25 protein-coding genes and 1 pseudogene are annotated in these 25,743 nt (G+C 47.8%); 7 read left to right on the plus strand and 19 right to left on the minus strand.

Annotated elements, in window-relative coordinates:
* Both BZJ17_RS02750 and BZJ17_RS02755 read right to left on the minus strand, forming a co-directional pair.
* A partial coding sequence (locus BZJ17_RS02750; RefSeq protein ID WP_077639678.1) for a hypothetical protein occupies positions 1 to 390 on the minus strand: 390 nt, incomplete at its 3' end.
* A gap of 188 nt (positions 391 to 578) precedes the next feature.
* Positions 579 to 878, minus strand: coding sequence for a hypothetical protein (locus tag BZJ17_RS02755; RefSeq protein ID WP_069587868.1), 300 nt, complete (start codon positions 876 to 878; stop codon positions 579 to 581).
* A gap of 1,108 nt (positions 879 to 1,986) precedes the next feature.
* Between BZJ17_RS02755 and BZJ17_RS02760 the strand changes: the two genes are divergently transcribed.
* The 5 genes from BZJ17_RS02760 (at position 1,987) to BZJ17_RS02780 (ending at position 8,452) form a co-directional block, all read left to right on the plus strand.
* Positions 1,987 to 2,592, plus strand: coding sequence for a TetR/AcrR family transcriptional regulator (locus BZJ17_RS02760; protein WP_077639679.1), 606 nt, complete (start codon positions 1,987 to 1,989; stop codon positions 2,590 to 2,592).
* A 191-nt stretch (positions 2,593 to 2,783) separates the two neighbouring features.
* Positions 2,784 to 3,941: an iron-containing alcohol dehydrogenase gene (locus BZJ17_RS02765; protein ID WP_077639680.1), complete on the plus strand. Its 1,158-nt coding sequence runs from the start codon at positions 2,784 to 2,786 to the stop codon at positions 3,939 to 3,941.
* A gap of 70 nt (positions 3,942 to 4,011) precedes the next feature.
* The gene (locus BZJ17_RS02770; RefSeq protein ID WP_077639681.1) at positions 4,012 to 5,034 is read left to right on the plus strand and encodes an NADP-dependent oxidoreductase; all 1,023 of its coding nucleotides are present in this window, start codon (positions 4,012 to 4,014) and stop codon (positions 5,032 to 5,034) included.
* Between the two features lie 255 nt (positions 5,035 to 5,289).
* Complete coding sequence (locus tag BZJ17_RS02775; RefSeq protein ID WP_198534074.1) at positions 5,290 to 7,254, plus strand: ATP-binding protein; 1,965 nt, start codon at positions 5,290 to 5,292, stop codon at positions 7,252 to 7,254.
* Between the two features lie 229 nt (positions 7,255 to 7,483).
* A complete protein-coding gene (locus BZJ17_RS02780) occupies positions 7,484 to 8,452 on the plus strand; it encodes a calcium/sodium antiporter (protein WP_077639683.1) in 969 nt (322 codons plus the stop codon).
* Positions 8,453 to 8,522: 70 nt separating this feature from the next.
* Here BZJ17_RS02780 and BZJ17_RS02785 read toward each other — a convergent pair whose 3' ends face one another.
* The 3 genes from BZJ17_RS02785 to pnuC all read right to left on the minus strand — a co-directional run bounded on the left by BZJ17_RS02785 (position 8,523) and on the right by pnuC (position 10,820).
* A complete protein-coding gene (locus BZJ17_RS02785) occupies positions 8,523 to 9,203 on the minus strand; it encodes a Crp/Fnr family transcriptional regulator (protein ID WP_077639684.1) in 681 nt (226 codons plus the stop codon).
* Between the two features lie 139 nt (positions 9,204 to 9,342).
* The gene (locus BZJ17_RS02790) at positions 9,343 to 10,074 is read right to left on the minus strand and encodes a nucleoside phosphorylase (RefSeq protein WP_077639685.1); all 732 of its coding nucleotides are present in this window, start codon (positions 10,072 to 10,074) and stop codon (positions 9,343 to 9,345) included.
* Positions 10,075 to 10,085: 11 nt separating this feature from the next.
* Positions 10,086 to 10,820, minus strand: coding sequence for a nicotinamide riboside transporter PnuC (pnuC, locus tag BZJ17_RS02795; protein ID WP_077639686.1), 735 nt, complete (start codon positions 10,818 to 10,820; stop codon positions 10,086 to 10,088).
* Positions 10,821 to 11,161: 341 nt separating this feature from the next.
* Here pnuC and BZJ17_RS02800 point away from each other — a divergent pair, with 341 nt between their 5' ends.
* A complete protein-coding gene (locus BZJ17_RS02800; RefSeq protein WP_077639687.1) occupies positions 11,162 to 11,857 on the plus strand; it encodes a VC0807 family protein in 696 nt (231 codons plus the stop codon).
* A 64-nt stretch (positions 11,858 to 11,921) separates the two neighbouring features.
* On the opposite strand, the gene BZJ17_RS02805 is transcribed toward BZJ17_RS02800, so the two are convergent.
* From BZJ17_RS02805 to BZJ17_RS02860, 12 genes and pseudogenes are all read right to left on the minus strand, one after another.
* A complete protein-coding gene (locus BZJ17_RS02805; RefSeq protein WP_077639772.1) occupies positions 11,922 to 12,137 on the minus strand; it encodes a TIGR02450 family Trp-rich protein in 216 nt (71 codons plus the stop codon).
* A gap of 154 nt (positions 12,138 to 12,291) precedes the next feature.
* Positions 12,292 to 12,735 carry a nuclear transport factor 2 family protein gene (locus BZJ17_RS02810; RefSeq protein WP_241836744.1) on the minus strand — a complete coding sequence of 148 codons (444 nt, stop codon included), beginning with the start codon at positions 12,733 to 12,735 and terminating at the stop codon, positions 12,292 to 12,294.
* Positions 12,736 to 12,879: 144 nt separating this feature from the next.
* Positions 12,880 to 13,411, minus strand: a pseudogene (locus BZJ17_RS02815) (DUF6817 domain-containing protein).
* A 72-nt stretch (positions 13,412 to 13,483) separates the two neighbouring features.
* Positions 13,484 to 14,254: an alpha/beta hydrolase gene (locus BZJ17_RS02820; protein ID WP_077639774.1), complete on the minus strand. Its 771-nt coding sequence runs from the start codon at positions 14,252 to 14,254 to the stop codon at positions 13,484 to 13,486.
* A gap of 179 nt (positions 14,255 to 14,433) precedes the next feature.
* Positions 14,434 to 14,895, minus strand: coding sequence for a hypothetical protein (locus BZJ17_RS02825; RefSeq protein WP_241836746.1), 462 nt, complete (start codon positions 14,893 to 14,895; stop codon positions 14,434 to 14,436).
* Between the two features lie 141 nt (positions 14,896 to 15,036).
* On the minus strand, positions 15,037 to 15,768 hold the full coding sequence (locus tag BZJ17_RS02830; protein WP_077639688.1) for a hypothetical protein: 732 nt from the start codon (positions 15,766 to 15,768) through the stop codon (positions 15,037 to 15,039).
* Positions 15,769 to 16,413: 645 nt separating this feature from the next.
* The gene (locus BZJ17_RS02835; RefSeq protein WP_077639689.1) at positions 16,414 to 17,547 is read right to left on the minus strand and encodes a hypothetical protein; all 1,134 of its coding nucleotides are present in this window, start codon (positions 17,545 to 17,547) and stop codon (positions 16,414 to 16,416) included.
* The gene (locus BZJ17_RS02840) at positions 17,544 to 18,044 is read right to left on the minus strand and encodes a DUF4365 domain-containing protein (RefSeq protein ID WP_077639690.1); all 501 of its coding nucleotides are present in this window, start codon (positions 18,042 to 18,044) and stop codon (positions 17,544 to 17,546) included. The genes BZJ17_RS02835 and BZJ17_RS02840 overlap by 4 nt, the downstream gene beginning before the upstream one ends.
* 173 nt (positions 18,045 to 18,217) lie before the next feature.
* Positions 18,218 to 18,541, minus strand: a complete 324-nt coding sequence (locus tag BZJ17_RS02845) for a hypothetical protein (protein ID WP_077639691.1) — start codon at positions 18,539 to 18,541, stop codon at positions 18,218 to 18,220.
* Positions 18,542 to 19,083: 542 nt separating this feature from the next.
* Positions 19,084 to 19,701, minus strand: a complete 618-nt coding sequence (locus BZJ17_RS02850) for a DJ-1/PfpI family protein (protein ID WP_077639692.1) — start codon at positions 19,699 to 19,701, stop codon at positions 19,084 to 19,086.
* Between the two features lie 108 nt (positions 19,702 to 19,809).
* Positions 19,810 to 20,646, minus strand: a complete 837-nt coding sequence (gene fghA / locus BZJ17_RS02855) for an S-formylglutathione hydrolase (protein ID WP_077639693.1) — start codon at positions 20,644 to 20,646, stop codon at positions 19,810 to 19,812.
* Positions 20,647 to 20,684: 38 nt separating this feature from the next.
* Complete coding sequence (locus tag BZJ17_RS02860; RefSeq protein WP_077639694.1) at positions 20,685 to 21,833, minus strand: S-(hydroxymethyl)glutathione dehydrogenase/class III alcohol dehydrogenase; 1,149 nt, start codon at positions 21,831 to 21,833, stop codon at positions 20,685 to 20,687.
* 146 nt (positions 21,834 to 21,979) lie between these two features.
* Here BZJ17_RS02860 and BZJ17_RS02865 point away from each other — a divergent pair, with 146 nt between their 5' ends.
* Positions 21,980 to 22,873 (plus strand): LysR family transcriptional regulator, encoded by an 894-nt coding sequence (locus BZJ17_RS02865; protein WP_077639695.1) that lies wholly within the window; start codon positions 21,980 to 21,982, stop codon positions 22,871 to 22,873.
* Between the two features lie 75 nt (positions 22,874 to 22,948).
* Here BZJ17_RS02865 and BZJ17_RS02870 read toward each other — a convergent pair whose 3' ends face one another.
* Together BZJ17_RS02870 and BZJ17_RS02875 are read right to left on the minus strand one after the other, a co-directional pair.
* Complete coding sequence (locus BZJ17_RS02870) at positions 22,949 to 24,439, minus strand: methyl-accepting chemotaxis protein (RefSeq protein WP_077639696.1); 1,491 nt, start codon at positions 24,437 to 24,439, stop codon at positions 22,949 to 22,951.
* A gap of 262 nt (positions 24,440 to 24,701) precedes the next feature.
* A complete protein-coding gene (locus BZJ17_RS02875) occupies positions 24,702 to 25,739 on the minus strand; it encodes a DUF2955 domain-containing protein (protein WP_077639697.1) in 1,038 nt (345 codons plus the stop codon).
* Between the last annotated feature and the right edge of the window lie 4 nt (positions 25,740 to 25,743).

The raw sequence follows: 25,743 nt of genomic DNA on the forward strand, positions 1-25,743 counted from the left end.
GGTTTCCAAGATCTTCTTATGCAGTGTCACCGCAGCACGATACAACTTGGGGTGAACCTGCGTATCGGTTTGCTTTTCGCGATTACACTTTGATATCACGGCTGCAGTAATACAGGCTGCAACCTTGAGCTGTCCAAGTTGAAAGGCATAACTTGCGGTTTTAATCGCCATAAACACAGATTGGTCACTGTACTTATAATTGCGTGCCGCAAACTTTTCAAAGCGGAGAAAATCCTTGTGATAATTTTTTAAAATGCGATTAACGTGGCGGTCGTAATAGTTCTTGTACTTGGCGTAACTGCCTTTGCGGTTACTGGCCATGATGTCCCGAACCCAGACAACTGACTGCAGTTGTTCTTTTTCGAATAAGCCACTCAGCCAGGCAAACATGCTACCTCCATACTGCTAGCTTAACGGCTCTATTCTACTTATTTCGTGCTACTAAGCTACGGGAAGGTGCAAATAACCCCTTGATTGGTCGTTATTTAATCAGCTTTGCGAGGCGCAGTGAGTAATAGACGATTGAAGAGTCGGGAAAGGAGGGCGCGAGGGATCCCTCTTGTTGAATGAACGGTTCACTACGCGCGGGTGTTAATGGTAATCGTATAAGTATCCTCTGCCGCCGGTAACATGTGCAAGATTTGCTCGCCGAGATCGGGGTGCGAGAGCAAGTAATTACCTTGTGGGAAGCGGGTATCCTCTGGGCCTTTCAACACTAAGCTAAAGTTTTCCACCAATTGATCATCAATGGTTTCACCGTTGCCCTCATGCTCATCAATGCGGATTAGGGTCATCGCATATTCCGTGTCTGTGCCATCAATCAAAGTAATGGTTTGATCAATAAGCGCTTTAACGTGCTGACAAGATAGTACATTCATAACACCTCCCTGCGACCCTAGACAGGGTTCGTGAGTCTCTTTATCTATCTACCTGTAAATAAGGTTAGAATAAAAATTCGTCAATGCACAACAGCTTAGCAAATTTTCTGCACATTTATCGAGCAAAGCCTCTGTTCAAGACATTACCCCGTCCCAAAAACACAAAAGGCAACCCTATGGTTGCCTTGTTGCTTACGGTTGGACAAATTAACTGCGCGTTTTGACGCTACGTGCTTTATCCGTTTTTGATTTGTAGTAATACCACAAACGTCTACTTTTATTGTGCATCGAACACCTCTCCTATCAGATTAATGAACGATATTTATCGCTATGGTTATCGCACTCGTTCAGCAATAGCACGAACAGTGCGGAACTTAATAAGCACTCGAGATGAGCGCTGAAGCGCTATGATTCAACTGTCAGCCCGAACACCTTTGTAGGGCATTGCTCGTCTACTTAATGGGGAATGGACACACCGCCACCCTTCTGTCGTAAACGTAAAGTGTTGAAAATCACGTTATCTCTATTCTTATTACAAATACTTGCAGAAAGCAACCTTGTTCACGTTTGCTCAACAGAATAACTCACTGCGACGTCGGGAAAGCTTGCTATGAGAGGAAGTGTGCTTGCGAAACAGTTGGGCATCCTTTCGGCAGCCCAGCCTAATAAAAAGCCGCTCAATTGAGCGGCTTAGCGGATGGATTCCTTTGTTGGTCGTTGGTCAATGAAACTTGTTGTTACACTGCCCCGCTTGCTCACTATGTTGAGCGTCCTAACCGCATGGTCTTGTGTTCAAATGCCTGGCTGGCGGCAAACAAGGTGTCGTCATGGGTTCCTGACATCAACGGGGGCTTCACTCTTTTTGGCGCGTCACTGCGCGCTGATCATTTACCAAATTGTGTGTCAGCTCGGCTGACATTTTGAGTAAAGCACAGTTTTGCTCCCGCGCCACTGCATGACGTATAAACTGTGAACACTGTAATAAATCCGACATAAACTGCGATTTCGCACAGCATACCGGCCCAATTTATGCCGCCATTCGACACCAAAAATAAAAATGTTCCTTCATCACTAGACGACCGGTCTAATCTTGATTATGCTAGTCGACATGAAATCGAGCAGCACTCATGAAACGACCAGTCATAACGCGACCCACCAGCACCTGTTGGAAACGGGCGTGAGTGTCATGGCACAATTTGGTTTTAGCGGCGTTGGCCTAAGCGCCATCCTCAAACAAGCGGGCGTACCCAAAGGGTCTTTTTATCACTACTTTGCGTCGAAAGAACAATTCGGCCAAGCCGTGTTAGACCACTATTTTGCTTGCTACATTGCGGATGTGAATCGCTTACTGACAGATAACTCGCTCTCTCCCATTGCACGTGTGCACAGCTACTTCAGTCGCTGGCAAGCACAATACTGTAGTTTGGATCCGGTGCAAACGTGTTTGGTCGTCAAGCTGAGTGCAGAAGTTGCGGACTTATCTGAGCCAATGCGGCTGGCACTGCGTGATGGCACCGATCAACTGATTGGTTGCTTGGCGACTACGCTCGCTCAAGCCAGCGATCAGTTTAATAGCCAAGCGGCGCTGACCACCGCGACAACTTTATATCAATTGTGGCTCGGCGCAAGCTTACTGACCAAGCTGCATCGTAACGACAGTCATCTCACTCAAGCGATGACCACCACTGAAGAAAAGCTCGGGCTGATCGATTAATCCTGTTGTGCTCTATACAGCACGTCAGTAACCAACAACTGAACATTGATGCGTGGCGGTAACACAAGTTACCAACCCACCATCAACCCGAAACCCGCCAAGGCGGGTTTTTAACCGGCACCTTCTAGACGACCGGTCTAATTTAAATAAACGCTTGATACCATCAAGCACAACAAAAGGAAGGATGAGCAATGAACAACTTTGAGTTCTACAATCCCACACGTATCGTTTTTGGCGAAGGTAAGATTGCCGAGCTGGATCGGCTCATCCCGGCCGATGCCAAAGTACTCGTGTTATTCGGCGGCCAAAGTGCACGAAAAACAGGCACCTTGGATGAAGTAGAACAAGCATTGGGTCAGCGTCAGTTTGGCCTGTTTGGTGGTATTGAACCCAACCCACGCTTTGAAACCTTGATGAAAGCGGTCGAGAAAGTCGACGCTGAAGGTTATGACTACCTCCTCGCCGTGGGGGGTGGCTCAGTGATCGACGGCACCAAGTTCGTTGCTGCAGCCGCGAAATATGACGGCGACGCCTGGGACATTCTTACCAGCATGGGCGGCAAAGTAGAAGCGGCCCTGCCATTTGGTACCGTACTCACCTTGCCGGCAACCGGCTCTGAGATGAACAAAGGCTCGGTAGTGACGCGCGAGTCAATGCAAGCAAAACTACCGTTTATGAGCGAGCTAGTCTTCCCGCAGTTCTCGGTATTGGATCCGGTGAAAACCTACACCCTACCGATTCGCCAAGTGGGTAACGGCGTGGTCGATGCGTTTGTTCATGTCGTGGAGCAATACCTCACCTACCCAGCCAATGCGCCGGTACAAGACCGATTCGCCGAAGGCCTACTACAAACCCTCGTCGAGCTTGGCCCACAAGCGCTGGAAACACCAGAAGACTACAACGTGCGTGCAAGCTTGATGTGGACGGCCACCTTAGCGCTTAACGGCTTGATTGGCGTGGGTGTACCGCAAGATTGGTCAACCCATATGCTGGGTCACGAACTGACCGCCCTGCATGGTTTGGATCACGCACAAACCCTTGCCGTGGTGCTGCCAGCAATGCTCAATGAGAAGTTTGAGCAAAAACAAGCCAAGCTCGCACAATTTGCTGAACGTGTTTGGCATATTGACCAAGGCAGCGACGCCGAAAAAGCGCAGCAAGCGATTGAGAAAACACGCGACTTTTTCGAGCGCATGAACGTGAAAACACGCATGAGCGATTACGATCTGGATGAAACCGCGATTGAGCCCTTGATTGAAAGCCTGACTCAACACGGCATGACCCAACTCGGTGAACATGGCGATGTGACGCCGGACATTTGCCGCCGCGTGCTTCAAGCCGCGCTGTAATCGCCGTTTTATTTCATGATGAGGCGCGCTGATCTAGCCGCCTCTTTTCCCATCTTCAAGGGAGGAATCCATGTCAGCACTAACAAATCAACGTTTTGTTCTCGCATCACGCCCGGTTGGCGCACCCACTGCCGAGAACTTTCGCTTAGAAGAAGTCGCCATTCCTGCTCTGGGTAACAAGGATGTACTGATTGAAAACCATCACCTATCGATTGACCCTTACATGCGAGGTCGAATGAGTGATGCCAAATCGTACGCAGAACCCGTGGCGATTGATGGCCTAATGGTCGGTGCCACCGTAGGTAAAGTGTTGGAATCTAACCACGCCGATTACCAGGCGGGTGATTGGGTATTGGCTTACAAAGGTTGGGAAACCCACTCCGTGGTCGATGGCGATACCCTGCTTAAACTTAACCCTGACCTCGCACCGGTTTCATACGCGCTTGGGATCTTGGGGATGCCCGGCTTCACCGCCTACATGGGCTTGTTAGATATTGGCCAACCAAAAGAAGGCGATACCCTTGTCGTCGCCGCGGCCACTGGCCCAGTCGGTGCGACTGTCGCACAGATTGGTAAACTAAAAGGCTGCCGCGTAGTCGCGATTGCCGGTGGCGAAGACAAATGCCAGTACGCCCGTGAACACCTCAGTGTTGATGCCTGTATCGATCATAAAGCGGACAACTTTGCCGAGCAGCTTGCCGAAGCCTGCCCGCAAGGCATTGATGTGTACTTTGAAAACGTCGGCGGCAAAGTATTTGATGCAGTGATGCCACTGCTTAATACCGGCGCACGTATTCCCGTGTGTGGCTTGGTATCTCAATACAACAACACCGCTCTGCCAGAAGGCCCTGACCGTCTTTCGCAACTAATGGGCACCATCTTGGTCAAGCGCCTAACCGTGAAAGGTTTCATCATTTTTGATGACTATGCGCACCGTTATCCTGAGTTCGCTCACGACATGGCTAAATGGGTCGGCGAAGGCCAAATCCATTATCGTGAACACGCGGTGGATGGCTTTGAGAAAGCGCCGCAAGCACTGATTGATGTACTCGAAGGCCGCAACTTCGGCAAGATGGTGGTCAATATTAAATAGAGCTCACACGCGTTATTTCGCAACACCGAAAACCCTGCCTCCCCCTTAGCGATGGACAGCGAAGGGGGTTTTTTATGCCCGAGTACAGTGCTGACCCCGTGTGTTTCTATGGCATTACAAATGCCATCATCACAAAGCCTAAGCAGCCAACTACACTAAAGGGACGACTCGACTATCGTCAGCATGATTTGGCAGGGCTGGTCGCAGGTGCTTGGTTTTTACCTGCGTCAGCTGAGAAAAGAGGATGTATCAACAATGGCCAAACCCGCTCTCATGATCCGTCATCAGATTACCCTCGGATTCGCATTGGTTCTGGTGTTGGCGCTACTAACTATTTTTGCGGTGCTCGAGTGGAAAGTAAAACCCGATCTGATTGAGCAGCGACAAGAGCGGATCAGCCTCAACCAATATGCATTAATCGACTTGCTCGATGCCAAACTCGGACAGATCGAACTCTTAACCAGTTCGATCGCCTTAAAGGGCACCAACCTTCCCAAAAACGAAGCGCTATTCCACAGCCTCTTTCCTCCACTCTTTAACAATCATGGCGATCCTACCATTGCCGGTGGTGGGATCTGGCCGGAACCCAACACCTTCACACCGGGTGTAGAGCGACGTAGTTTTTTTTGGGGCCGCACAGGGCCCGATATGGAATACTATGATGATTACAACGCTCCTGATGGCAAGGGCTACCACAATGAAAGCTGGTACCTAGTCGGCAAACAGGCCCCTATCGATCGCTGCAGTTGGTCTAACGCTTATATTGACCCTTTTACCAAAGAGCCGATGATTACCTGTACCGTACCCATGAAAGAAAATGAGCGCTTCGTTGGGGTGGCAACGGTCGACATGAGACTGGATGGCATTGCCGACATACTGGCTCGGTATGGCAAAGAAAACGATGGCTATGTATTCGCTCTGGACGCCAATAACAAGGCGATAAGCTTTCCCGAATCGGCGGTAACATTTAATCCTTATCGAAATACCCTGCGAACGGCTACCGAGTTAGAGCAGGATCTCCCTTGGCTCCAAGAAGCACTGCAAGCAAGTCAATCTCTCCAAGATAGTCAATTGATTACGATAGAAAGCGATGGCGTGCTAAACGAAGCCGCCTACGTTCATATTATTAAATACCCTCAAACCAATTGGGTGATTGGTCTTGTCGTGCCCAAAAGCAAAATGACCGCGGCGGCTGACAGCATGGGACTGTTCCTGATGTTCGCCATTGGCGGACTATTGCTTGTTGTGGGGATTATCGCCGCCATTACTGCTCGGAATCTACTGGATAAGATTCAGCAAACGACCACACAGATTTGGGAGTTGATAGACGGGGAAACCACTCAAGAGTTGACGGTCGACAACATGAACGAAGTAGGAGAGCTGCGCCATGCAGTGAATGCCTATGGTGATAAACTCAAATCACTATTAACCCGTCTCGAAGCGATTCAAGGTGAGTTAGTGCAAAGTGAGAAGCTGTCGTCCTTAGGGTCGCTCGTGGCTGGGGTTGCCCATGAACTGAACACCCCCATCGGCAACGCGCTGATGTCCTCTACCTCCATTCTGGGGGTGAAACAAGAATTTGTGCACAAGCTCGAAAAGCCCATTACCCGTGATGACCTCAACCAATTTCTTACTCACGTTGATGAAGGTACACGTATTATTGAGCGCAATATGGCGCGCGCGTCCGAGCTCATTCGCGCGTTTAAGCAGCTTGCCGTTGATCAAACCAGCGATCTGAGACGAGAATTCGACTTGCACCATCTGGTCAATGAAGTCCTGTTGTCGTTACGCCCTACGCTCCAACGTTTACCACACCAAATTGATGTCGATATTCCTGACAACATGCAGCTTAACAGCTATCCGGGAGCTCTCTCGCAAATATTAATCAACTTGATCAATAACGCACTTATTCACGCCTTTGCTACGAAAGACCAAGGCCGCATCCAAATCTATGCCACGCAAACATCAACCGACTTGGTACACATCACCGTCCGTGATAATGGGGCAGGCATGAGTTATGACGTGAGAAAACGCATCTTTGATCCTTTCTTCACCACCCGCCTCGGCCAAGGCGGCTCGGGCCTTGGCTTACATATTACCTTCAACCTTGTCACCGGCGTACTTGGCGGCCGTATTGAGGTGAAAAGTGAGCCGGACAAAGGAAGCCGTTTTACGATTACTATCCCAAGCACTGCCCCTGATCATGAGGGTGTATCGTGACAAAACACCGTATAGATCCGTGAAAAGAACATGTTCCGTCATCGCGTATTTTTATGTTGCAAAGCCAAAAATCTGTGTCATTAATACGGGGCTCAACACGACAGCAAGTTGGCGGTAGAAAACTCACCGACTAGCATTAACGCAATGAATCTTAGTTGTTTCATCCGTTCGGCCTAGGCGCGAGCACATAGGCGATTTAACGACTTTTCTTTTCAACTAAGGTGACAATATGCTGCTTGCAACGTTGGCGATTATTGCTGGATTTGTACTTCTGATATGGAGTGCAGAAAGGTTTGTGGAAGGCGCGGCGGTGAGTGCCCATTATGCGGGAATGCCGCCTTTATTGATTGGCATGCTGGTCGTGGGCTTTGGTACATCCCTGCCAGAGATTCTAGTGTCGACCATGGCCGCGTTCGATGGTAACTCTGCATTAGCGCTCGGCAATGCGCTTGGCTCCAACATCGTGAATATTACCTTAATTCTCGGGGTAACGGCCCTGATTGCGCCCATTGCGGTCCATTCCACCATCGTCCGCACAGAGCTGCCGATTCTGTTAGCCATCACTCTTGTTATCGGGGTGATGTTGTGGAACTTCACGATTAGCTTTTACGAAGCCTTGCTGCTGATCGCAGGCTTCTTGCTGCTGATCGGCTGGACGGTGTGGCGTGGGATGCGAACCAAAGAAGATACCCTCGCCATCGAGATGGATGCCGAGCTCACTCAGCAAACTCTCTCGCTGAAAAAGGCAATAATGTGGCTGGTGATCGGGCTCGCACTATTAGTTGTTAGCTCACGCATCTTGGTGTGGGGTGCCGTTGAGATCGCCCAACAGCTGGGCGTTAGCGATCTTATTATTGGCTTAACCATAGTCGCATTAGGAACCTCCCTGCCCGAGTTGGCTGCCTCGATCATTGCCGCCCGCAAAGGAGAGCACGATATTGCCGTAGGCAACGTGGTCGGCTCCAATATTTTTAACTCCCTCGCCGTAATTGGTATTGCCGGCGCCATCGAGCCAATTCGCGACATCACCGAAGAAGTCTTCTGGCGAGACTGGATGGTGATGCTCGCCGTGACGGTACTCTTGCTGCTGGTCTCAATGCGCTTTGGCAAAACGCGAGAAATCAACCGCGCCGAAGGGGGATTACTGTTTATATGCTACGTCAGCTACACCTGCTTGCTGATTTATGCCGCGCGGTAGGAGGTTACCAAGCTCGGCGAAGAACATGTCTGCGCATAAATACATTGTGCGCAGACATTGGTGTGGTCTCTCATTCATTCGCATCAATAAATGCTTTTAGCGCCCGCTCGTCAGTGATCTCTAAACCATTTTCTGTTTTGGTAATAAGTCCCCTTTCAATCAGTTCTTTCACTGCTCGTCGGTAGACGCGGCCTGACGTGCCAAACCGCTCAGCCTCTTGGTTGACTCTGTCAAACCCACCTAACAAGGTATGGGTTTGGCTCCTGATTAAAAGGTCATAAGCGATGTTGTAGGTAATAGGATGCAGCAATCGGTTGGTGTAGATAGCCATAGAATCTTGATAATCTTCAGCTAACGCTGACGCAAAAAACACCATCATTTCAGGCTGCTGTTGCAGCTTTTCCGTCAGCGTTTGAATACAGATGACATCAACCTGCATATGCTCGTCTGCTATCACACTCCATTGGCAAGGCGATTGAGTGAAGTACTCCATTTCACCATAAATATGGTAATCGCAGTTTGCCTCACCGAGTTGAAAACGTCGCCCATTCGCCGCCAATATACTCATCGAGACTCGGCCCACCGGCACAACGTACAAGTGCTGAAGTTCCTCACCTTGGCGAAGAATCGCTTCACCCACATCAAAGTAACGCGTACTGATTTGACACTGATAAATCAAATCACGAAAAGCGGCACTGTTTTTCTCAAGGTATGTTTTGAAGCGACCGGTTGGATAAGGCCCGATTTTCATTCTCTGCTCTCTCAGAAAATCTAATGACAACAATGTCATTTTGATTGTACCCCGTCACAACCAGTAAAAAAGCGACATGGACCTGCCGCTTTGCTATGCATTGATTGGCTACGAGAAAATAGCTGAGGCTAGAGCACAACTAACCCTGAGCAATGAGCGCTTCTAACGCCGTGACTGCCGCAAGCCTTTCACCTTCCATCATCACCTTAGTCTCATCTACATACTGCCCAATGCCTTCTTTCACATCTTGTTGATAGAGAACGACATTATTTAAGATAGACGCGACTTGCAGGCCTCGTAACCGACCCACCGCCAACAGGGCAGAGGTTTCCATATCCGCACCTAACACGCCTTTTTGGTTCCAGTATTGGCATATCGCTTCTTCATTATCAGTATAAAAACTGTCATGAGAGCGAACAACACCGAAATGATATCGGGTTGTTTGCGTAGACAGATAGCGTTCCATTTCCTTTAATAATTGAAGGCTCGCATAGGCTGGATAAGCCGCATCCACATAGGCCTTAGAACCGCCTTCATCCCTTACTGCCCCCTCTGCGACGATCAGCTCTCCAAGCTGAATTCCGGCTTGCATCGAGCCTGCAGAGCCAACGCGTATTACATGGCGAGCACCGCATTGCTTTAACTCTTCAACCGCAATGAGCATGGATGGCGCACCGATCCCCGTACTACATAGAGAAACCGATTGCCCCTTGTATCTGCCTGTAAAAAAGCGATATTCGCGATTTTCAGACATCATTTCTGCATTATCCAATAATGCGGCAATACGATTGGCACGATCGGGCTCGCCACACACAATCACGCGAGGCGCAACTTGTGTTTCATCAACACCAATATGAGGTTGTTTGACCATAAAGACGATCCTTACGCTGCCGCAGTTTGAGTTAATGTTTTATCGTCGTTACGTTTAGCGCTACGCGCCCATTCTCGTGTGCCATTGGCAGCAATGAACATTAAAATCGCATACTGCGCAGACATTGCATAAACACCTTGTGTCGCGTAAATGCCCACACTAATGACGTTAATCACAACCCACAGAATCCAATTTTCCACGTATTTACGTGTCATCAGCACTTGAGCAACAACGGACAGCACCGTCATCGTGGCATCCCAGAATGGGAACGCATCCGGCTCAAGCACGGGAGAGGCCAAGCTTGCGCCTAAAAGGTTTAAACCATCAACAGTGAAGCTTGCGAGCGAAAAGAAAAATGCATCAATATAGATGGTTAGCCAGGTTATCGAAATCACACTGACTGCCGCAGTCGCAATGAGCTTCTGCTTACTTAACCAACGCACCTCTAGGGTTTCTCCTTGCGCATTAGGACGGGTCCATGCGTACCAACCATAAATGTTGGCACAAAAGAAAAACAGTTGAAGCAGCAGTAACCCATATAACTGAATTTGAAAGAATATCACCGCAAACAGAGTGACATTGAGCAAACCAAACAGATAGTTAATCGTTTTCTCTTGGCTGGCAAACCAGATACACAGTAATCCAAAAACGGTTCCGAACGCCTCAATCCAACTCATCGCATAACCGTCTCCGAGTGGAATATTGACGAGGGTGTTATTAATGTCGAGCAAAGCAAATAGACTCATGGTGAGGCCTTTATTATTTTGTTGAGATTGTGCTTATCTTAGGGGCGAACAGCAGATAAAAGGAGGACATTTGTCCCCTCTTGGCTGAACTCGATCATAGTTCAGATGAATATATTATTTTTGCTATAAAAGGGCACGACACTTTGTCTGATGAGATGCCTAACGCGGCAGCGCCAGGAGTAATGCACAACGCGGCCTCATCGCTGTCTTCTTCCTCACCTATTGATTTCACACATGGTTACACAACGGTGCACGTTTGCGCTTTACATCGATTGCGGGTCGATGAACACTGCTGGGCAGAGTATAATGACACCGATATCACGTAGAGTTAGTCACACATTATGAGCAATACCACCGCGAAAAAGCCGAGTCCCCTGTTTGAAATCCTGTTCAACGTTTTCATCCCCTCGATCATCCTGATGAAGTTGAGCGGCGATGAATACCTAGGTACAGCCATGGCACTGGTCGTCGCTTTGGCCTTCCCTCTCGCTTACGGCGGGATGGATCTGGTCCGTAACCAGAAATTCAATTTTATCGCAGCACTGGGGTTTATCAGCGTATTACTGACAGGTGGGATTGGCCTACTCGAGCTCGATACTCGTTGGTTAGCTTTAAAAGAGGCGCTGATCCCCGGCATTATTGGCTTGGCGGTGTTAGGGTCAACCTTTACCCGCTACCCACTGATGCAGAAGTTAATTCTGAATGACACCGTGCTCAACCTCTCGTTGATTAATCAGCGTTTAAGAGAGAGCGGGCAATCCGCGGCCTTTGAGCGTTGTTTGATGTGGTCAAACTATCTGTTCGCCAGCACCTTTGTGTTCTCATCAGCGATGAACTACTTCCTTGCCACGTGGATTGTCACCAGCCCTGCCGGCACACCCGCGTTTAATGAAGAGCTAGGCAAGATGACGCTGTACAGCTACCCGATGATTGCTATCCCTAGCATGTTGATGATGTTTGGTATTTTTTACTACATTTGGCGTCAGATACGCGCGATGACAGCGCTAGAAACAGAGCAAATCTTCCACCTGAAATAACAAGCGCCACGCGCGACGTTTAAAAACGGATCAAAAAAGGGAGGGTAGCCTCCTCCCTTTAGTATCATTTCCATCCTTGACGCCACTTCTCGTCACTTTTGAGCTCACGCCAGTCAATCGGATACTCTTTTTTCGACAGCACCGACTCGAGCACGCATAACACCACCACACCATCTTCATCATACTCAACATCGGAGACCAAAAAGTGCTTCTCACGATTAATGGGTTTGACCGCCGTMCACYTRCTATTGCRTMAYTTGGCTGGATTGATTTGATTCACGCTCACCCCGTTAGATASTRCATCGGTTRAAYATAACGRTACCTAGTACGAACGGGGGTCGGTTTGGTTCAGTGGTTGGGGTTGGTGTAACTCGTTCCCACGAGAGAGCGTGGGAACGAGAGTAAAGCGTCTCAAGTCAGTTTTTGGTGTTGCGTTACTTTTCGTCTGACAGCACAGCAATTCTTTCCAAATCCCGACTCGGGAAGTCAGGATCGACATACACATACATACGACTGATGAGTTCTTCATTAAACTCAAATACACTACAAAAGCGCCCCGTAGACACCTTATTATCCGGCCAAGGGGTGCCATCACTCATCACACCGCCTTCTTGCCCTTCGACAATAACCTTGTTACCAGCCGTTGTGATTTGAAAACCCTCTATATCGTGCCAAATACTTGAGAGCGAGCTACCAATTCTATTGCCAAACTCAACCAGCGCGCTTTTTCCTTTCGCTTGGCCAAATTTAGGGAAATAAAAGTCCACATCCTCAGAAAATAAATCCAAATAGCTAGAGTCTCCTGCATCTATTTTCTGGAAGTACAGAATAACTCGCAGCACTAAGTTTTCTTTATTCATCTCTACATCTACATCCATTTATAATCCAGCATCTAGGCGTTAAGCTAAAAAAACACCTATATTTTATGCGACTTTTATCACCAAAATCACACGCATCCTGCGAACCTAGCTCTTTCGAGACTGCTATTCGTGGCGCGAATTCTGAGCGAACCCTGTAACCTGCTATTCAACACAAGCTAACACTGACTTGTACGCTTTTCTAGCCTCATCGCTTAAAAATCTATCCATGCTCTGAAACAACGCCCAAAGCTCAGCGCCGTGCTGAAGTTTAAAGTCGTTGCTGCTATATACTAGCTCTAGTTCGTTAGCGACAGTTAACTCACAAAACAGCCTCGCGATTTTATCTTCAAGTTTGAAACATAAACCACTAAACCTGTCTTTAAACTCTATCTCAGCCCTTTGACCAAACTGAGGAAAAACATAGTCTCGATCACATGAACAATATAAATAAACTAACGCTTCTTCTTCCCGCCCAATCACCTGTGCGATCTCTTGGCGCTGTTCCAGTGAAACCATTTTCTCATCGAAGCCCGCCGTACCATACGCGGCATGAAAGAGACCTGCCGTTTGAAGTAACTCGCCGCTCCCAACGGGCTAAAAGGCTCGCCGTTCCTTTTAAATGTGATTCCAATGACCCATTGAGGTGTTGAAAGTCTCCTGCACCAAGTTGTTGAAGTGCAATAAATTTGTCCATAAAGCAAATTCCCTGTACTAGGTCATAGTTGACGGTTTGTTTAACTCGGTATTTTTAGAGAGAGACAGTCCACTATTTTATATTTTTCATCGCTTTTTCAATTGTTTGTGCTAACCCCTCTGGGTTTTCCCATGCCATTGAATGACCAGCATTTTCTACGACGTCTACACGAATATTTTGTCTAACCAACTCCTCATAATCAGGTTCAGGTAAACTCTCACTACCGAATAAAAATGTTTTATCAGTGTTTAGTAAGTAGTACATTTCTCGCCAAGTTGGCGTCTGTCCATCAATTAAGGATAACGCATTTCTATAAACCGCAATGGGTGAACTATTTGACAGTCCTGCAGCCCATTCTGTATTACCATTTGCAACGCTTTCTTGGATAATGTCTTCATAGCCGTAGCCAATGAAGTCATTTTCACTATAACTTGCTATTTTTTGACTAAAAAAGCCACCACCCGAATCTAGATTAGCCTCGCTTAAAATAAGACAAATAACTTTATCTTTCAAAATTTCGGTTAATGTAATAGATATAGCGCCTCCCATACTATGACCAAAAATAACGACCTTATCTAACTTCAAGGATTTTAATAATTGCTCAATGCACTTAGCGTGGTTTTCAATTGAGTAGTCGAATATATCCGGCTTATCGCTATATCCAGAGCCAATTAAATCAACAAGTATGCGTCTATGGTTAGTCAAATCGCCTATTGAAACGACTTTTGGATAGTCAAATGAAGACGCACATCCAAGTCCATGAACAAACACAATTGGTATTTCATCACCAGGCAAATCGTGATACCGAAGCGTTACATCGTTTTCAAGTTTTAATTCTTTCATTTTATATTTACTTATTTTCAAATATTATTATTTCAGGTATATCACTCGTTCTCGCGTAGAAGTATCTATAAGAGTTGAATGATGGTGGGTTATATATGTATTCCTGTGGGAACGAGAGATCGCACCAGGCAAATTGTAGCGAAGTAGGACCAGAAAGTTGATCCGTCTGCCGCAGCTTGTTAAATGATCATGGGCACACGGTCCGAGTGAGCCACTGTTTGATGAAGTTGCCGGAGCTTGCTGAGAGACACTTGAAACTGACCATTACTCGGTAGCTGCTTACCTTTGAACAGCTCCCAAACAAGGGCTCCCAGCCCGTTATAAATTTCCTCGAACGTACCGTCACGCAATATTTTAATAACAATCGCGTGCTGTGGCTGACTCCGGAATGCAACAGAGCTAGATTGCGTCGCTTTTATCTCAACTTCCACGCCAGCTTCATTGACAGCATCGTAGCCTTTATTAGACGCTGTCTTCAGCTCAAGATTGTAAGCATCAGCCACAAGGCACTCACCCAGACTGCCAACCATATGACCATCAGGGGTAAAGTACCTGCCCGGGAACATAGCCTCTAACTCATTGACCGTGGCATAGAGCTGCTTGACCAAAGTTCGGAATTTATCGTGATCGATCATWGACATTTGACGTCTTTTTCTAACGTCCCTCATGAATTTAATATTAATCAATTAGATAGAAAGAATTACTCCCTCAGTTTAACTCGTTCCCACGCAGGAGCGAGGGAACGAGAAAAGTGTCGGCTGCGCGACATTTATTCTTATTTTTTATGAAGCTTTGTCAAAGTTATAGCGGCGCAACACAACATAATCCGTGATATCAGGATTGATAGAAACACTTAAACCATCGCTGCGACTACCAGCATTTAACCAAAGCCTACCATCAGCCGTAAAACCAGCATCGCTGATAAATCCCCAGTACACTCGATTTAGACCATCATAGCCCTCATGGACATCTTTGAAATTTACGAACAATTCATTGGCTTTTTCTGGCAACCCCTGAATTGGAGCATTGGGAATAGTTACTTTTGAGTCTGAAGAATAGAGCTTATCGGAACGAACTAACTTATAAAGCGTGTTTTTAAGTGTTAGGTGAGCTGGGTAATCTTTACCCCCACCGTTTTTAACCTCGTTTCCTGATCTTCGCTCTCCCACAGGTGCGTCTGGTTTAGGTGCTGGACGTTGAACATCGACTTCATAGTTTTTATCTGAGCCAAGGTCTAAGACTATACCGGAGTCGGGATTAGCTGCTGGTTGACCGTCACCTCCATCGCCATCATCAATAACTTCATAGTTAGTAGCATAAGTGCAATCCTCTGTATGATGCGCACAGAAATGTGGAACTTTATTCCCATAACTCGATTTTCTAAACCAAGCATCACCATTACAAGAAGTGCATTGCAGATTTCGGCGCATAGTTACAATAGCGTTTTCACCTAGCGCCCAAAAGTCATCTGCATACCATTCTTTCCCATCAATAGTACAAAAAGCTATGTCCATATCTCTTACCTCTTTATAATTATTACCCTAACCAAGCTGGGAGTTTTATAACGCCCGGCTTACCGAGAAAATTTGTCCGGTGCAGCCACTTGTTAAGCATACTTTAACTCGTTCTCACGCTCCTGCGTGGGAACGTATATGGAGTTTGAATTATAGACAGGATTCGCCACAAGATCACCGAACTGAACTAACTCCGTATTTCTTCGTCTCCAGACAACGTTAATACCTTTAGATCATTAGCAGCAAGTAAATAGAATTAATACCCTACCGAGCGCAGTGTTACAAAGTTTATGGAGCTGCTTGTATTTGAATAAAAGCTAGATATGCGTTCCCACGCGGGAGCGTGGGAACGAGACAAGGTAACTGGAAAAAAAACGTTTAGCCTTCTTTTTGAATAGCGCCTGCTTGGGTTAACCGAATAATGTCTAATGGCCCTGTCACATGATTGGCAGGCAGCGGTGAGACCGCAGTAAGAGACCTTCTATATGTGTTTGCCGTAAGCAATGACTTAATGGCGGAAATGACAGAACGAAGTAGACGACTTTGTTGTTCGAGAGCATTGGCTGCTGGCGCAGCCAAAAAAATGCTATTGCCTATTGACCAGAGAAGGGCTCATATGTGTTAGGTTTTTTTAAATGCTGAACCCTAAGCTGATTTACCTATGACCTTAAAACCATGTGATTCCAAGAGCTTTGCTGACTTCGCTGTGACATGTAATGCCCCTTTACAACTGACTAACTCACCGTTTTCATGGGCATGAACAGCTTGCCAGTAGTGCTCCATGCATAGTTGAATAACTACATTCTTTTCAATACCTCGGACCGATGAACGTACCGTTATCTCCCCAAAGTCATCTTGAGGTAGGTGCGTCATTTTGCTAACTAAACCAAATGCCTCATATTCATTAATAACGTAATTACCTTTATAAAACGCAGATGCCACTTCAAGTGCTGGAACATGCTCAGGTAAGAACTTGAATATTGTTGGTAACTCTTGAGTATCTATTTCAGCGCCAGCACGGCAAATACTTATATTGAAAGAACGACTTTTAGAGAAGCCACTAAGCCCAATTAGGGCATCACACAAGTTAGCGCTTACACCATTTTGAATTATTGATTCGAATTCAAATATGCTTTCTGAAGCGTTATATAAATCTATACCTTTCTCAAGAGCAACAAGACTTCGCGATAAGTTGTTAGTTACAGCTCTCGTAACTGACATCTCATCTTGATCTAGTTGAGAGTTTATAGTTTCAGGAATTGGAGCTATCAAATTTACGATAAAGCTACCTACTTCTGTCTGCCCAAGACGAAGTTGTTTAATGAAGTTTTGTGCTTCAGTGTTTCTTTGCCCCGTAAAATAAGCTTTTTTGCTAAATGTAGACAGAGTTGTTGCTGCTAGAAGGTCTCTTGATTTCTCAATAAGTAAAACCCCATCCTCGATGGGAATTGTACCTTCCTCTACGTCAGAGTGTACAACTCGTATCTTTACGCTATCAGAGTGGAAACTTTCGATCTCTTTTAAAACGATATCAGGTTGACGACTTTCAAAAGAAGCGATTTCATTAATTGCGTCAACTACACGCTGAATGTAACCACTGACTTCCATTGATTTAGGCTGTATAACCTCATATTCATAGCAATCATGCTCCGGACGGTGCCAAATTTTAGCCTGTCCAAACACTTCACCTTCAACAACCCAACCTTTAGCTGACAAGTAACCTTCTAGGTTTTTAGGAGAAACAGATACTGCTTTATTTTTTAGTGGTGAAGTAATCATGCAGCTACCCCCCTCTGGCTTGCTAACTCCATTAAACTAAGCATGCTAGAAGCTGTGAGTAAATTTTTTCTAGGGATCTTAACCGTAACTGAGGTGTCGTTGATTGTTGGCTGAAGCTCGCTCAAGGAATACCAGTAACAGCAATGTTTAACCTTCATGTGATCATTTTCATGAACCAACCAACCCGTAGTATCTTTTGGAACAACCAAGACAAAAAGGTAGCGAGGACACAACAGGTTTTCAGCCCTCAGATCATTGTAGTTTTTTATCGGAAGCTGATAAGAAAAGTAGTCAGAACAACCACTATCTTTTGCAGTGCACTTTAACTGAATTTCTAACTGAGGGTTTCGAATACCAGAAGTAAAACCACGTCCTTTTAAAATAAGATCCACGCTGTCATCATCGACATCAGGAATGGCAGATCTAAATCCCACCTGAGCGGCAATAGCACTAACATAAGCCCTACTTAGGAGCTCTTTTCTTTGATTATTATCCATTGCTTAAAACCAACATAAACGATGTTCTTATTATATTCACTTGTTTGCTTAACTACTATAAAAAACCTAACGCCCCAATCAATTGCGCATTGCAAGCAACCGAAGCGTTGAAAAACTCTAAACCACAATCGTGTGGTTTAATTGCGTCAATTGAATTGGCTTGTTATACCTAATTACCCTGAAACTGTAATTCTTACTGCAACACCTATTACTGATATTACAATCGCAACTATCGATAATGTGAGTGATAACTTATAGCGAAACTCTTGTTTTTTCATCGACAAAATATTTAACAAATGATCATAGCATTTAAACCATTTTTTCGAGTAGTCATTGTCAGTATCATAAGGCTGTTTGTTGCCATCGCCTTTGTCTGTATATGGGAAGTATTCATATAATTGCTTCAACATAACTTTCAGCTCTTTCGCAGATAATTCTGACGTTTCTGGCTCAAAAACCTTGCACTGAAAATTATATACATCTTTCAATTTAGCCATGAATTCCCCTTTTCCGAATGTGTTAACAGTAGGTATAACATTGTATTAGCGTGCATACTCGATTTATCAAAACCGTTATACGCCACGCTTTATTAATAAATCGTTGATATTAATGGAATTTCTATCTTTATCATCAAGTTCTCAGCGGTGATAGTGTGCATACCGTCTATCCCTTCTCGGACGTTCACACTATCCCTAAGCGGTAAACTGTAACCACATGAATAATCCATTATTTTTATCGCCCATTCCGAGATAGTGTGAACCTGTTACGGATAAACGCGCATGCTATTTGCTGTATCTGGCCAATAAGCTGATTAACCACCCATCCACTCACCACGCTACCGCCGATCAGTTGTCGGCACCTAACACGCCATTTGATTGGCTATTTTGCAGATTAGTGTATCAAGCGCTGTGTTGCTTTTCGTGCGCTATTGTCCAAAGTGTTAGCCAAGCCTTGTTTTGTTAGATTGGTCCCAAAAAGGCGAGTCGTAATCGCCTGATTCGGGTTTGTACGTTGCGAGTTATTTTGATTGAACGAGATTTTAGGTAGGAAGAAGAGTGACTTTTGCTGACTGAATTGTTTCTTCAATCAGAGCTTCATATGTTGCTGCTTGTCCTGCGGGGAGCAATTGACGATGCATTTCTCGGCGCACGTTTGTATCAAATAAGCGTTCTGCCACCCATCCAGTTAGATAAAGTGCCGATAAACATCCACCAGCCGTGGCGATATTGCCATCAATCACTAACGGCTGGTCTTGCACTTCTGCGCCCATGGCTTCAAGGGCAGGTTTAGCATCGGGATGCGTGGTCAGTTGACGCCCGCCTAACAACCCTAAACGATACAAAATAAAGGAGCCTGCACAAATCGAGCCGATAAGTTGGTGATTGGGATTAAGCGATAGAGCTTTCATAAACGCATCGTCGTTTAATGCGGCAGGTACGCCTTTATAGCCACTGGTAATCAATACAACATCAGCTTCACTTGCTTCACTGAGTTCACCATCTGTTGTTACCGAGAGCCCAAGCGTCGATGTGTGTTCGGCTTTAGTGCCAAGTACACGTACATTCCAATGTTGAGGGAGACGTCCAAAGATATCGCGCATGAGAAAGAAATCGATGTCGGTAAACGCATCAAATAGCACAATCGCAACGGTATACATAATATCCTTTTACATTATAACCAGTTATTTCAATAAGATATCATGCTTTACGATAAAAGGAGAGCAAACCACCGCATAACATGTATACGGTGGTGAGGAGCATTTACCCTACCGCGCAAAGCGGGTGGCGTGGAAGGCGAGGTGTTCATCAATAAAAGTACTGATGAAAAAGTAGCTGTGGTCGTAGCCGGGTTGCATGCGCAAGGTGAGCGGAGAGTTGTGTTTCTCGGCCGCTTGTTTTAGGGCTTGCGGGTTAAGCTGCTCGGCTAAAAAGCCGTCTTTGTCGCCTTGGTCCACCAGCATCGGCATGGCGGTGGGGCCTTGGGCGAGTAACACGGTGGCATCGTAGGCTTGCCATGTTTGTTCGTCATCACCTAAATAGGCGCTAAAGGCCTGTTTGCCCCACGGGCACTCGGTGGGATGACAAATCGGGCTGAACGCGGAAATGCTGCTGTAGCGTGAGGGGTTACGCAAACCAATCACTAACGCGCCGTGGCCGCCCATGCTGTGTCCGGCAATTGCGCGCTGGTTGTTGACCTCAAAGTGCGATTCAATCAGCTCTGGCAGTTCGTGAGCGACGTAGTCGTACATTTGGTAGTGCGACTGCCACGGCGCTTGGGTGGCATTGACATAAAACCCCGCCCCTTGACCGAGATCGTATTGATTGGCGTCGGCCACGCCCTCGCCGCGTGGGCTGGTGTCTGGCGCTACAATCGCCATGCCCAAGGTGGCGGCTTGTTTAAACGCGCCGGCCTTTTGCATAAAGTTTTCGTCGGTGCAGGTCAGGCCCGAGAGCCAATAAAGCACCGGCACAGGTTGTTCTTTCGCTTGCTCTGGCAGAAAGATCGCAAAGGTCATTTTGCCGTTGGTGGTGCTTGAGTCATGCTGCCAACGTTGGTGCCAACCGCCTGCGACTTTGTTTTCGCTTATTTTTTCTAGTTGCATGGTTATCTTACCGCCGCGTTGCCACGGCGGCCGTCCTGTTATTGGTCCATGTGGATCACGCTGCGAATGCTTTTGCCTTCGTGCATCAGTTCAAAGGCGCGGTTCACTTCATCAAGGCCCATGGTGTAGCTAATAAATTCTTGTAGACCAAACTCACCATCGAGGTAGCGCTCGACAATACCGGGCAGCTCTGAGCGGCCTTTTACGCCACCAAACGCCGAGCCTTTCCAGACGCGCCCTGTCACCAGCTGGAACGGACGGGTCGAAATCTCTTGGCCTGCGCCAGCAACCCCAATGATCACTGACTCGCCCCAGCCTTTGTGGCAGCATTCCAGTGCTTGGCGCATCACATCGACATTGCCGATACATTCAAACGAGTAATCAACGCCGCCGTCGGTCATCTCCACAATCACTTGTTGGATTGGCTGGTCGTAGTCTTTTGGGTTAATCACATCGGTGGCGCCCAGCTGCTTGGCAAGGGTGAATTTGCTCTCATTGATATCAATGCCGATGATGCGACTCGCGCCGGCCATACGCGCGCCAATCACCGCGGATAGGCCAATACCGCCTAAACCGAAAATCGCCACCGTGTCGCCTTTTTCTACTTTGGCAGTGTTCATTACCGCACCCATGCCAGTGGTCACGCCACAGCCAAGCAGGCAGACTTCTTCGAGCGGTGCGGCTTTGCTTACTTTCGCCAAAGAGATCTCGGGCAGTACCGTGTATTCCGAGAAGGTCGAGCAGCCCATGTAGTGGAAAATGGTCTCGCCGTTAATCGAAAAGCGTGAGGTACCGTCTGGCATCAAGCCTTTGCCTTGGGTTTCACGCACTGCGCCACACAGATTGGTTTTACCCGAGCGGCAGAATTTACACTCACCACATTCGGCGGTGTAAAGTGGGATCACATGGTCGCCCACTTCCACACTGGTCACGCCTTCGCCGACCATTTCAACAATCCCGCCGCCTTCATGGCCGAGAATGGAAGGAAATACCCCTTCAGGATCGTCGCCCGATAAGGTGAACGCATCGGTATGGCACACACCAGTTGCGACGATTCTGACCAACACCTCGCCCGGCTTGGGCAGTTCAACGTCGACCTCTTCCATTTTCAGTGGTTGGCCTGGCCCCCATGCGACGGCGGCTTTGGATTTAATGTGGGTTTGTCCCGGCTTGATGGTTAGTGCCATTGCAGAATCCTTTTGAGTTCAAGGGAGTAATTCGTGTCACGCTATACTAGCTAAGTTGCTTTTCGTTATAATCCAGCAAAATTGAAAATTATTATTTCACTGACGTAATAAAGCATTGTCCGATAATATAGACAGGATAGACAGTCATGGCTCCCCATTGGGAAGGATTAAACGAATTTTTAGCGGTGGCTGAGCACGGCAGTTTTACTCAGGCAGCTTATAAGCTCGACACCAATGTGGTGGCGGTAAGTCGGCGAGTTGCGGCGCTGGAAGCCCATTTGGGGGTGAAGCTTTTTCACCGCACCACCCGTAAAGTCACGCTAACGGATGAAGGCGAGCACTATTATCAACGTTGCCGTCCGCTGATGGCCGCCTTGCAAGAGGCCGAGCAAACCATTACCCAATCACAAGCGCTTCCCACCGGATTAGTGCGGGTGACGGCGCCGGTGAATTTTGGCGAACAATATATCGCGCCCTTGCTGGCCCCCTTCTTGCGGCAATATCCTCATGTGTCAGTGGACTTGCACCTGACCAATCGTCGAATTGATTTAATTGAAACTGGCACCGATGTGGCGATCCGTATTGGTCATCTCGCTGACTCCAGCCTGAAAGCGAAGCGCTTGGGTTCTCGACGACTCACTATTTGTGCCAGCCCAGTGTATTTGGCTGCACACGGCCGGCCGCTGACGCCAAGCGATCTAAATCGCCATGTTTGTTTGGTTGGCTCCAACGAGCACTGGCATTATCAAGCGGGCAATAAAGTCCGCGCCCTCACGGTTTCGGGGCGGCTGCGCTGTAATTCTGGCGTGGCGTTACTCGAGGCGGCCAAGCAAGGCATTGGCCTCGCGCAGTTGCCGCATTATTACGTGCAAGAGGCGTTAGCCGAGGGAACATTAGAAGAAGTATTGGTGGATTATCGGATAGAAGAAGAAGGTATTTGGGCGCTTTATCCACGCGGACGTCAGCTTCAGCCCAAAGTGGCGGCGTTATTAGCATATTTAGCCCAACACTTGCCCACTCAACCCGCCCCCGATTTTTAATCGCCACTCTGGAACCCGCTAAAAAAATCGCCAGCACAAGGCTGGCGATCGGGTCGAAGTGTTCAAAACGGTCGATTAGTCACGCGACGCGCGCAGTGACGTGTCCGCTTTGTTAATTGCCGAGACTTTAAACGCGCCCACATAGTGATCGAGGGTGCGCGCGAGTCCTGCTAAGTCTTGGCTACTCGCTTCTAGGCTATGGCTATCGTCCAGCCCGGCTTGCGCCGCTTGGTTAACCGTATCCATGTTGACGTTAATTTCATTGGCTACGCTTGATTGCTCTTCGGTCGCCGTTGCCACATGGGTGTTCATATCCAAGATGGTGCTCACTTGCATCGCGATGCTTTCTAGCGCCGTCAGCGCTTGCTCGGTCGCGCGGTTCCCTTCGCTGGTGAGAGCTTTACTGGTGTCCATTGCCTCAACCGCGTTTTTCGCTTCTTGCTGAAGCTGATCAATGGTCGATTGAATCTCTTCGGTTGATTGCGACGTTTTGGTCGCCAGACTGCGTACTTCATCCGCCACTACCGCAAAGCCACGTCCCGCTTCGCCAGCACGAGCCGCTTCAATGGCTGCGTTCAAGGCAAGCAAGTTCGTTTGCTCTGAGATGCCACGGATCACGTCCAAAATGGAGACAATCGACTGGGTGCGATCAGCCAGCGAGGTGATCACGGTCGACATGTTGTCCATCTCGGTGTCGAGTTGGTTGATGGTCTGGGTCGCTTCGGTCAAGGTTTGCTTACCGGCTTCGGTTTCGCTGTTGGCTGACGAGGCCGAATCTGCGGCGTTTGACGCACTTTGCGAAATTTCGTTGATGGTGGCGATCATCTCATTCATCGAGGTCACGACCAGCAGGTCGATTTTTTCGACGAAGGTGTTAAAGGCCACCGAAATACGGGTGATCTCGTTGTTGCCAGTGACAGGCAAACGCACGGTCAGGTCACCGTCCCCTTTCGAGATATCGGCCAGCGCGTGCTCAAGGCCTTTAAGCGGCGCGAACAGTCGGCCCAATAGCCATACCAGCACGAGGGTACAGGCAATAAAAATCAAGCCAATCGCGGTCAGCTGCGCAATYGCAATACCATTGGCCGCGCTATCCACTTCTGTAATTGGGATCCCAACATCAAACGCGCCCCATAGGCGGCCATCGACGTAGATTGGCATCATGATGTCGTACACCCACACATCTTGCACATCAGCGTACCAGCGTGAATGCTGTGGTTGACCTTGGCCAGCCCCCGCCACTGTGTAGCTGTCGGTGTAGACTTTGCCCAGTTTCTGCATATCACTGTGGGCAATGGCTTTGACGTTTTTATCAATGACGACGGCATAGCTGATGTCACTGCGTACTTTGAGACCGCTGACCATCTCCTGCAAATCGTCGGTTGGCGTTGACGAGTTCGACAGGATGTATTCGGCGCGATCCGCAAGCAGCTCTGCCTGCGCTTTCGAACGCTTGAGAATGATGTGGTCGATTTCATCGTGTGAGATAAAAGTTGTGGCGGTGATGCTGGCAATTGCCGCCACCGCAAACATGGCACACACCACGATTAAAATGAGTTTTTTCACTACGCTACCTTACTGGCAATGGGAGGGGCGGAAACCGTCAACGTCGGCGTGCTATAAGCCGGTAGCCTAATTCGGCCAAAAGGGGCGAGAGACGGCTGACTTCCTCTCTGTACATGGATGTCAGTGCAAATAATAGCGACAGCGTAACTGATAAACAAGTTACGCCTCGCAAAAGTCAAATAATCATGCGCGGTTACGCACAAAATCATATCGCTTGCATTGACGATGAAAGGCCATACCGTTCACCAATTTTTCTGACATTTTAGGCGGTCCCAAATCGCGTGGCAGGAAAGTAATTAAGCAGTTTGTGGAGCGCAAAACACAGCATTAAGGTGATCACTATCGCCACAATATTGCTGCTGACGCGGTAAAGCGCATCATACATAAAATCTTGGCTGGGACTTAAGTATTGCCCAAACAGGATCCCCAAGGTGGCCATCGCGCCAAATCCAACCCCTGATCCACTGGCTTCTTTCACATGGGCTTTAGCGAATAAAAGCGTCCCTATCCATAAAAGCGGCGCGACCAAGATCAACACCCCAAACCAGTCATACAGTATTGCTTGGCATGCTACCCCATACGCGACGCCAAGCACCGTGCCTACCGCGCGTTTTCGCGCATAACTTAACGTGCCGTTCCAGTGCATGGGAAACAGCAATAATACAGTCGTGGCCTGCGCTGAAATGGAGTCGCGCAAATCAAACAGCTGAAAGACCACAAAGGAAATGGTCGCTAACGAGGCTCCCATTAATGCCTCGTGGCGCATACGGTGAGTCTGTTTTCCTCCCGCGGGCATGGCAGGCGGCTGACGCTCAGTCACATCCGGGATCAGCCACGTCACCAAGTAGGCGATCAATACCGAGAGGATGTTGGCCCCTAAGTTACCAAAAACCAGCGTGTTAAGTGGCAAGTCTGGATAGCTGGCAAAATGCAGCATAATGCTCAGGCTCAACACACTGTTGGCACCAAACAGAAAAAAGCGCCCTTTAGACATGCACGCAAATTTGTAGGTGAAAAGCACAAAGACGAGCGGTGTCATCAGCCCTGGATGCGCCCCCAATAAGCCACCGAGCGCACCCACTTCTAAGCCACTGATCACCGCGGAAGCAAGCAATTGGCGCGCCGCGCGACCGTTCATCACCGGGACTAAGCCCAGCAGTAGCATGGGGGTAACGGTAAAAAACACCCCAAAGCTACAATCAAAAAACTTGCATACCGTAAAGCCTAATGTGGCACCGGTAGCAATCCGCAAACACTGGCGCACATCGTTATCACTTAAGGGGTGATGCCATAAAGCCATCGCT

The organism is Salinivibrio sp. IB574, from assembly GCF_001996205.1.
In the GTDB taxonomy this organism is placed as follows: Bacteria; Pseudomonadota; Gammaproteobacteria; order Enterobacterales; family Vibrionaceae; genus Salinivibrio; species Salinivibrio proteolyticus.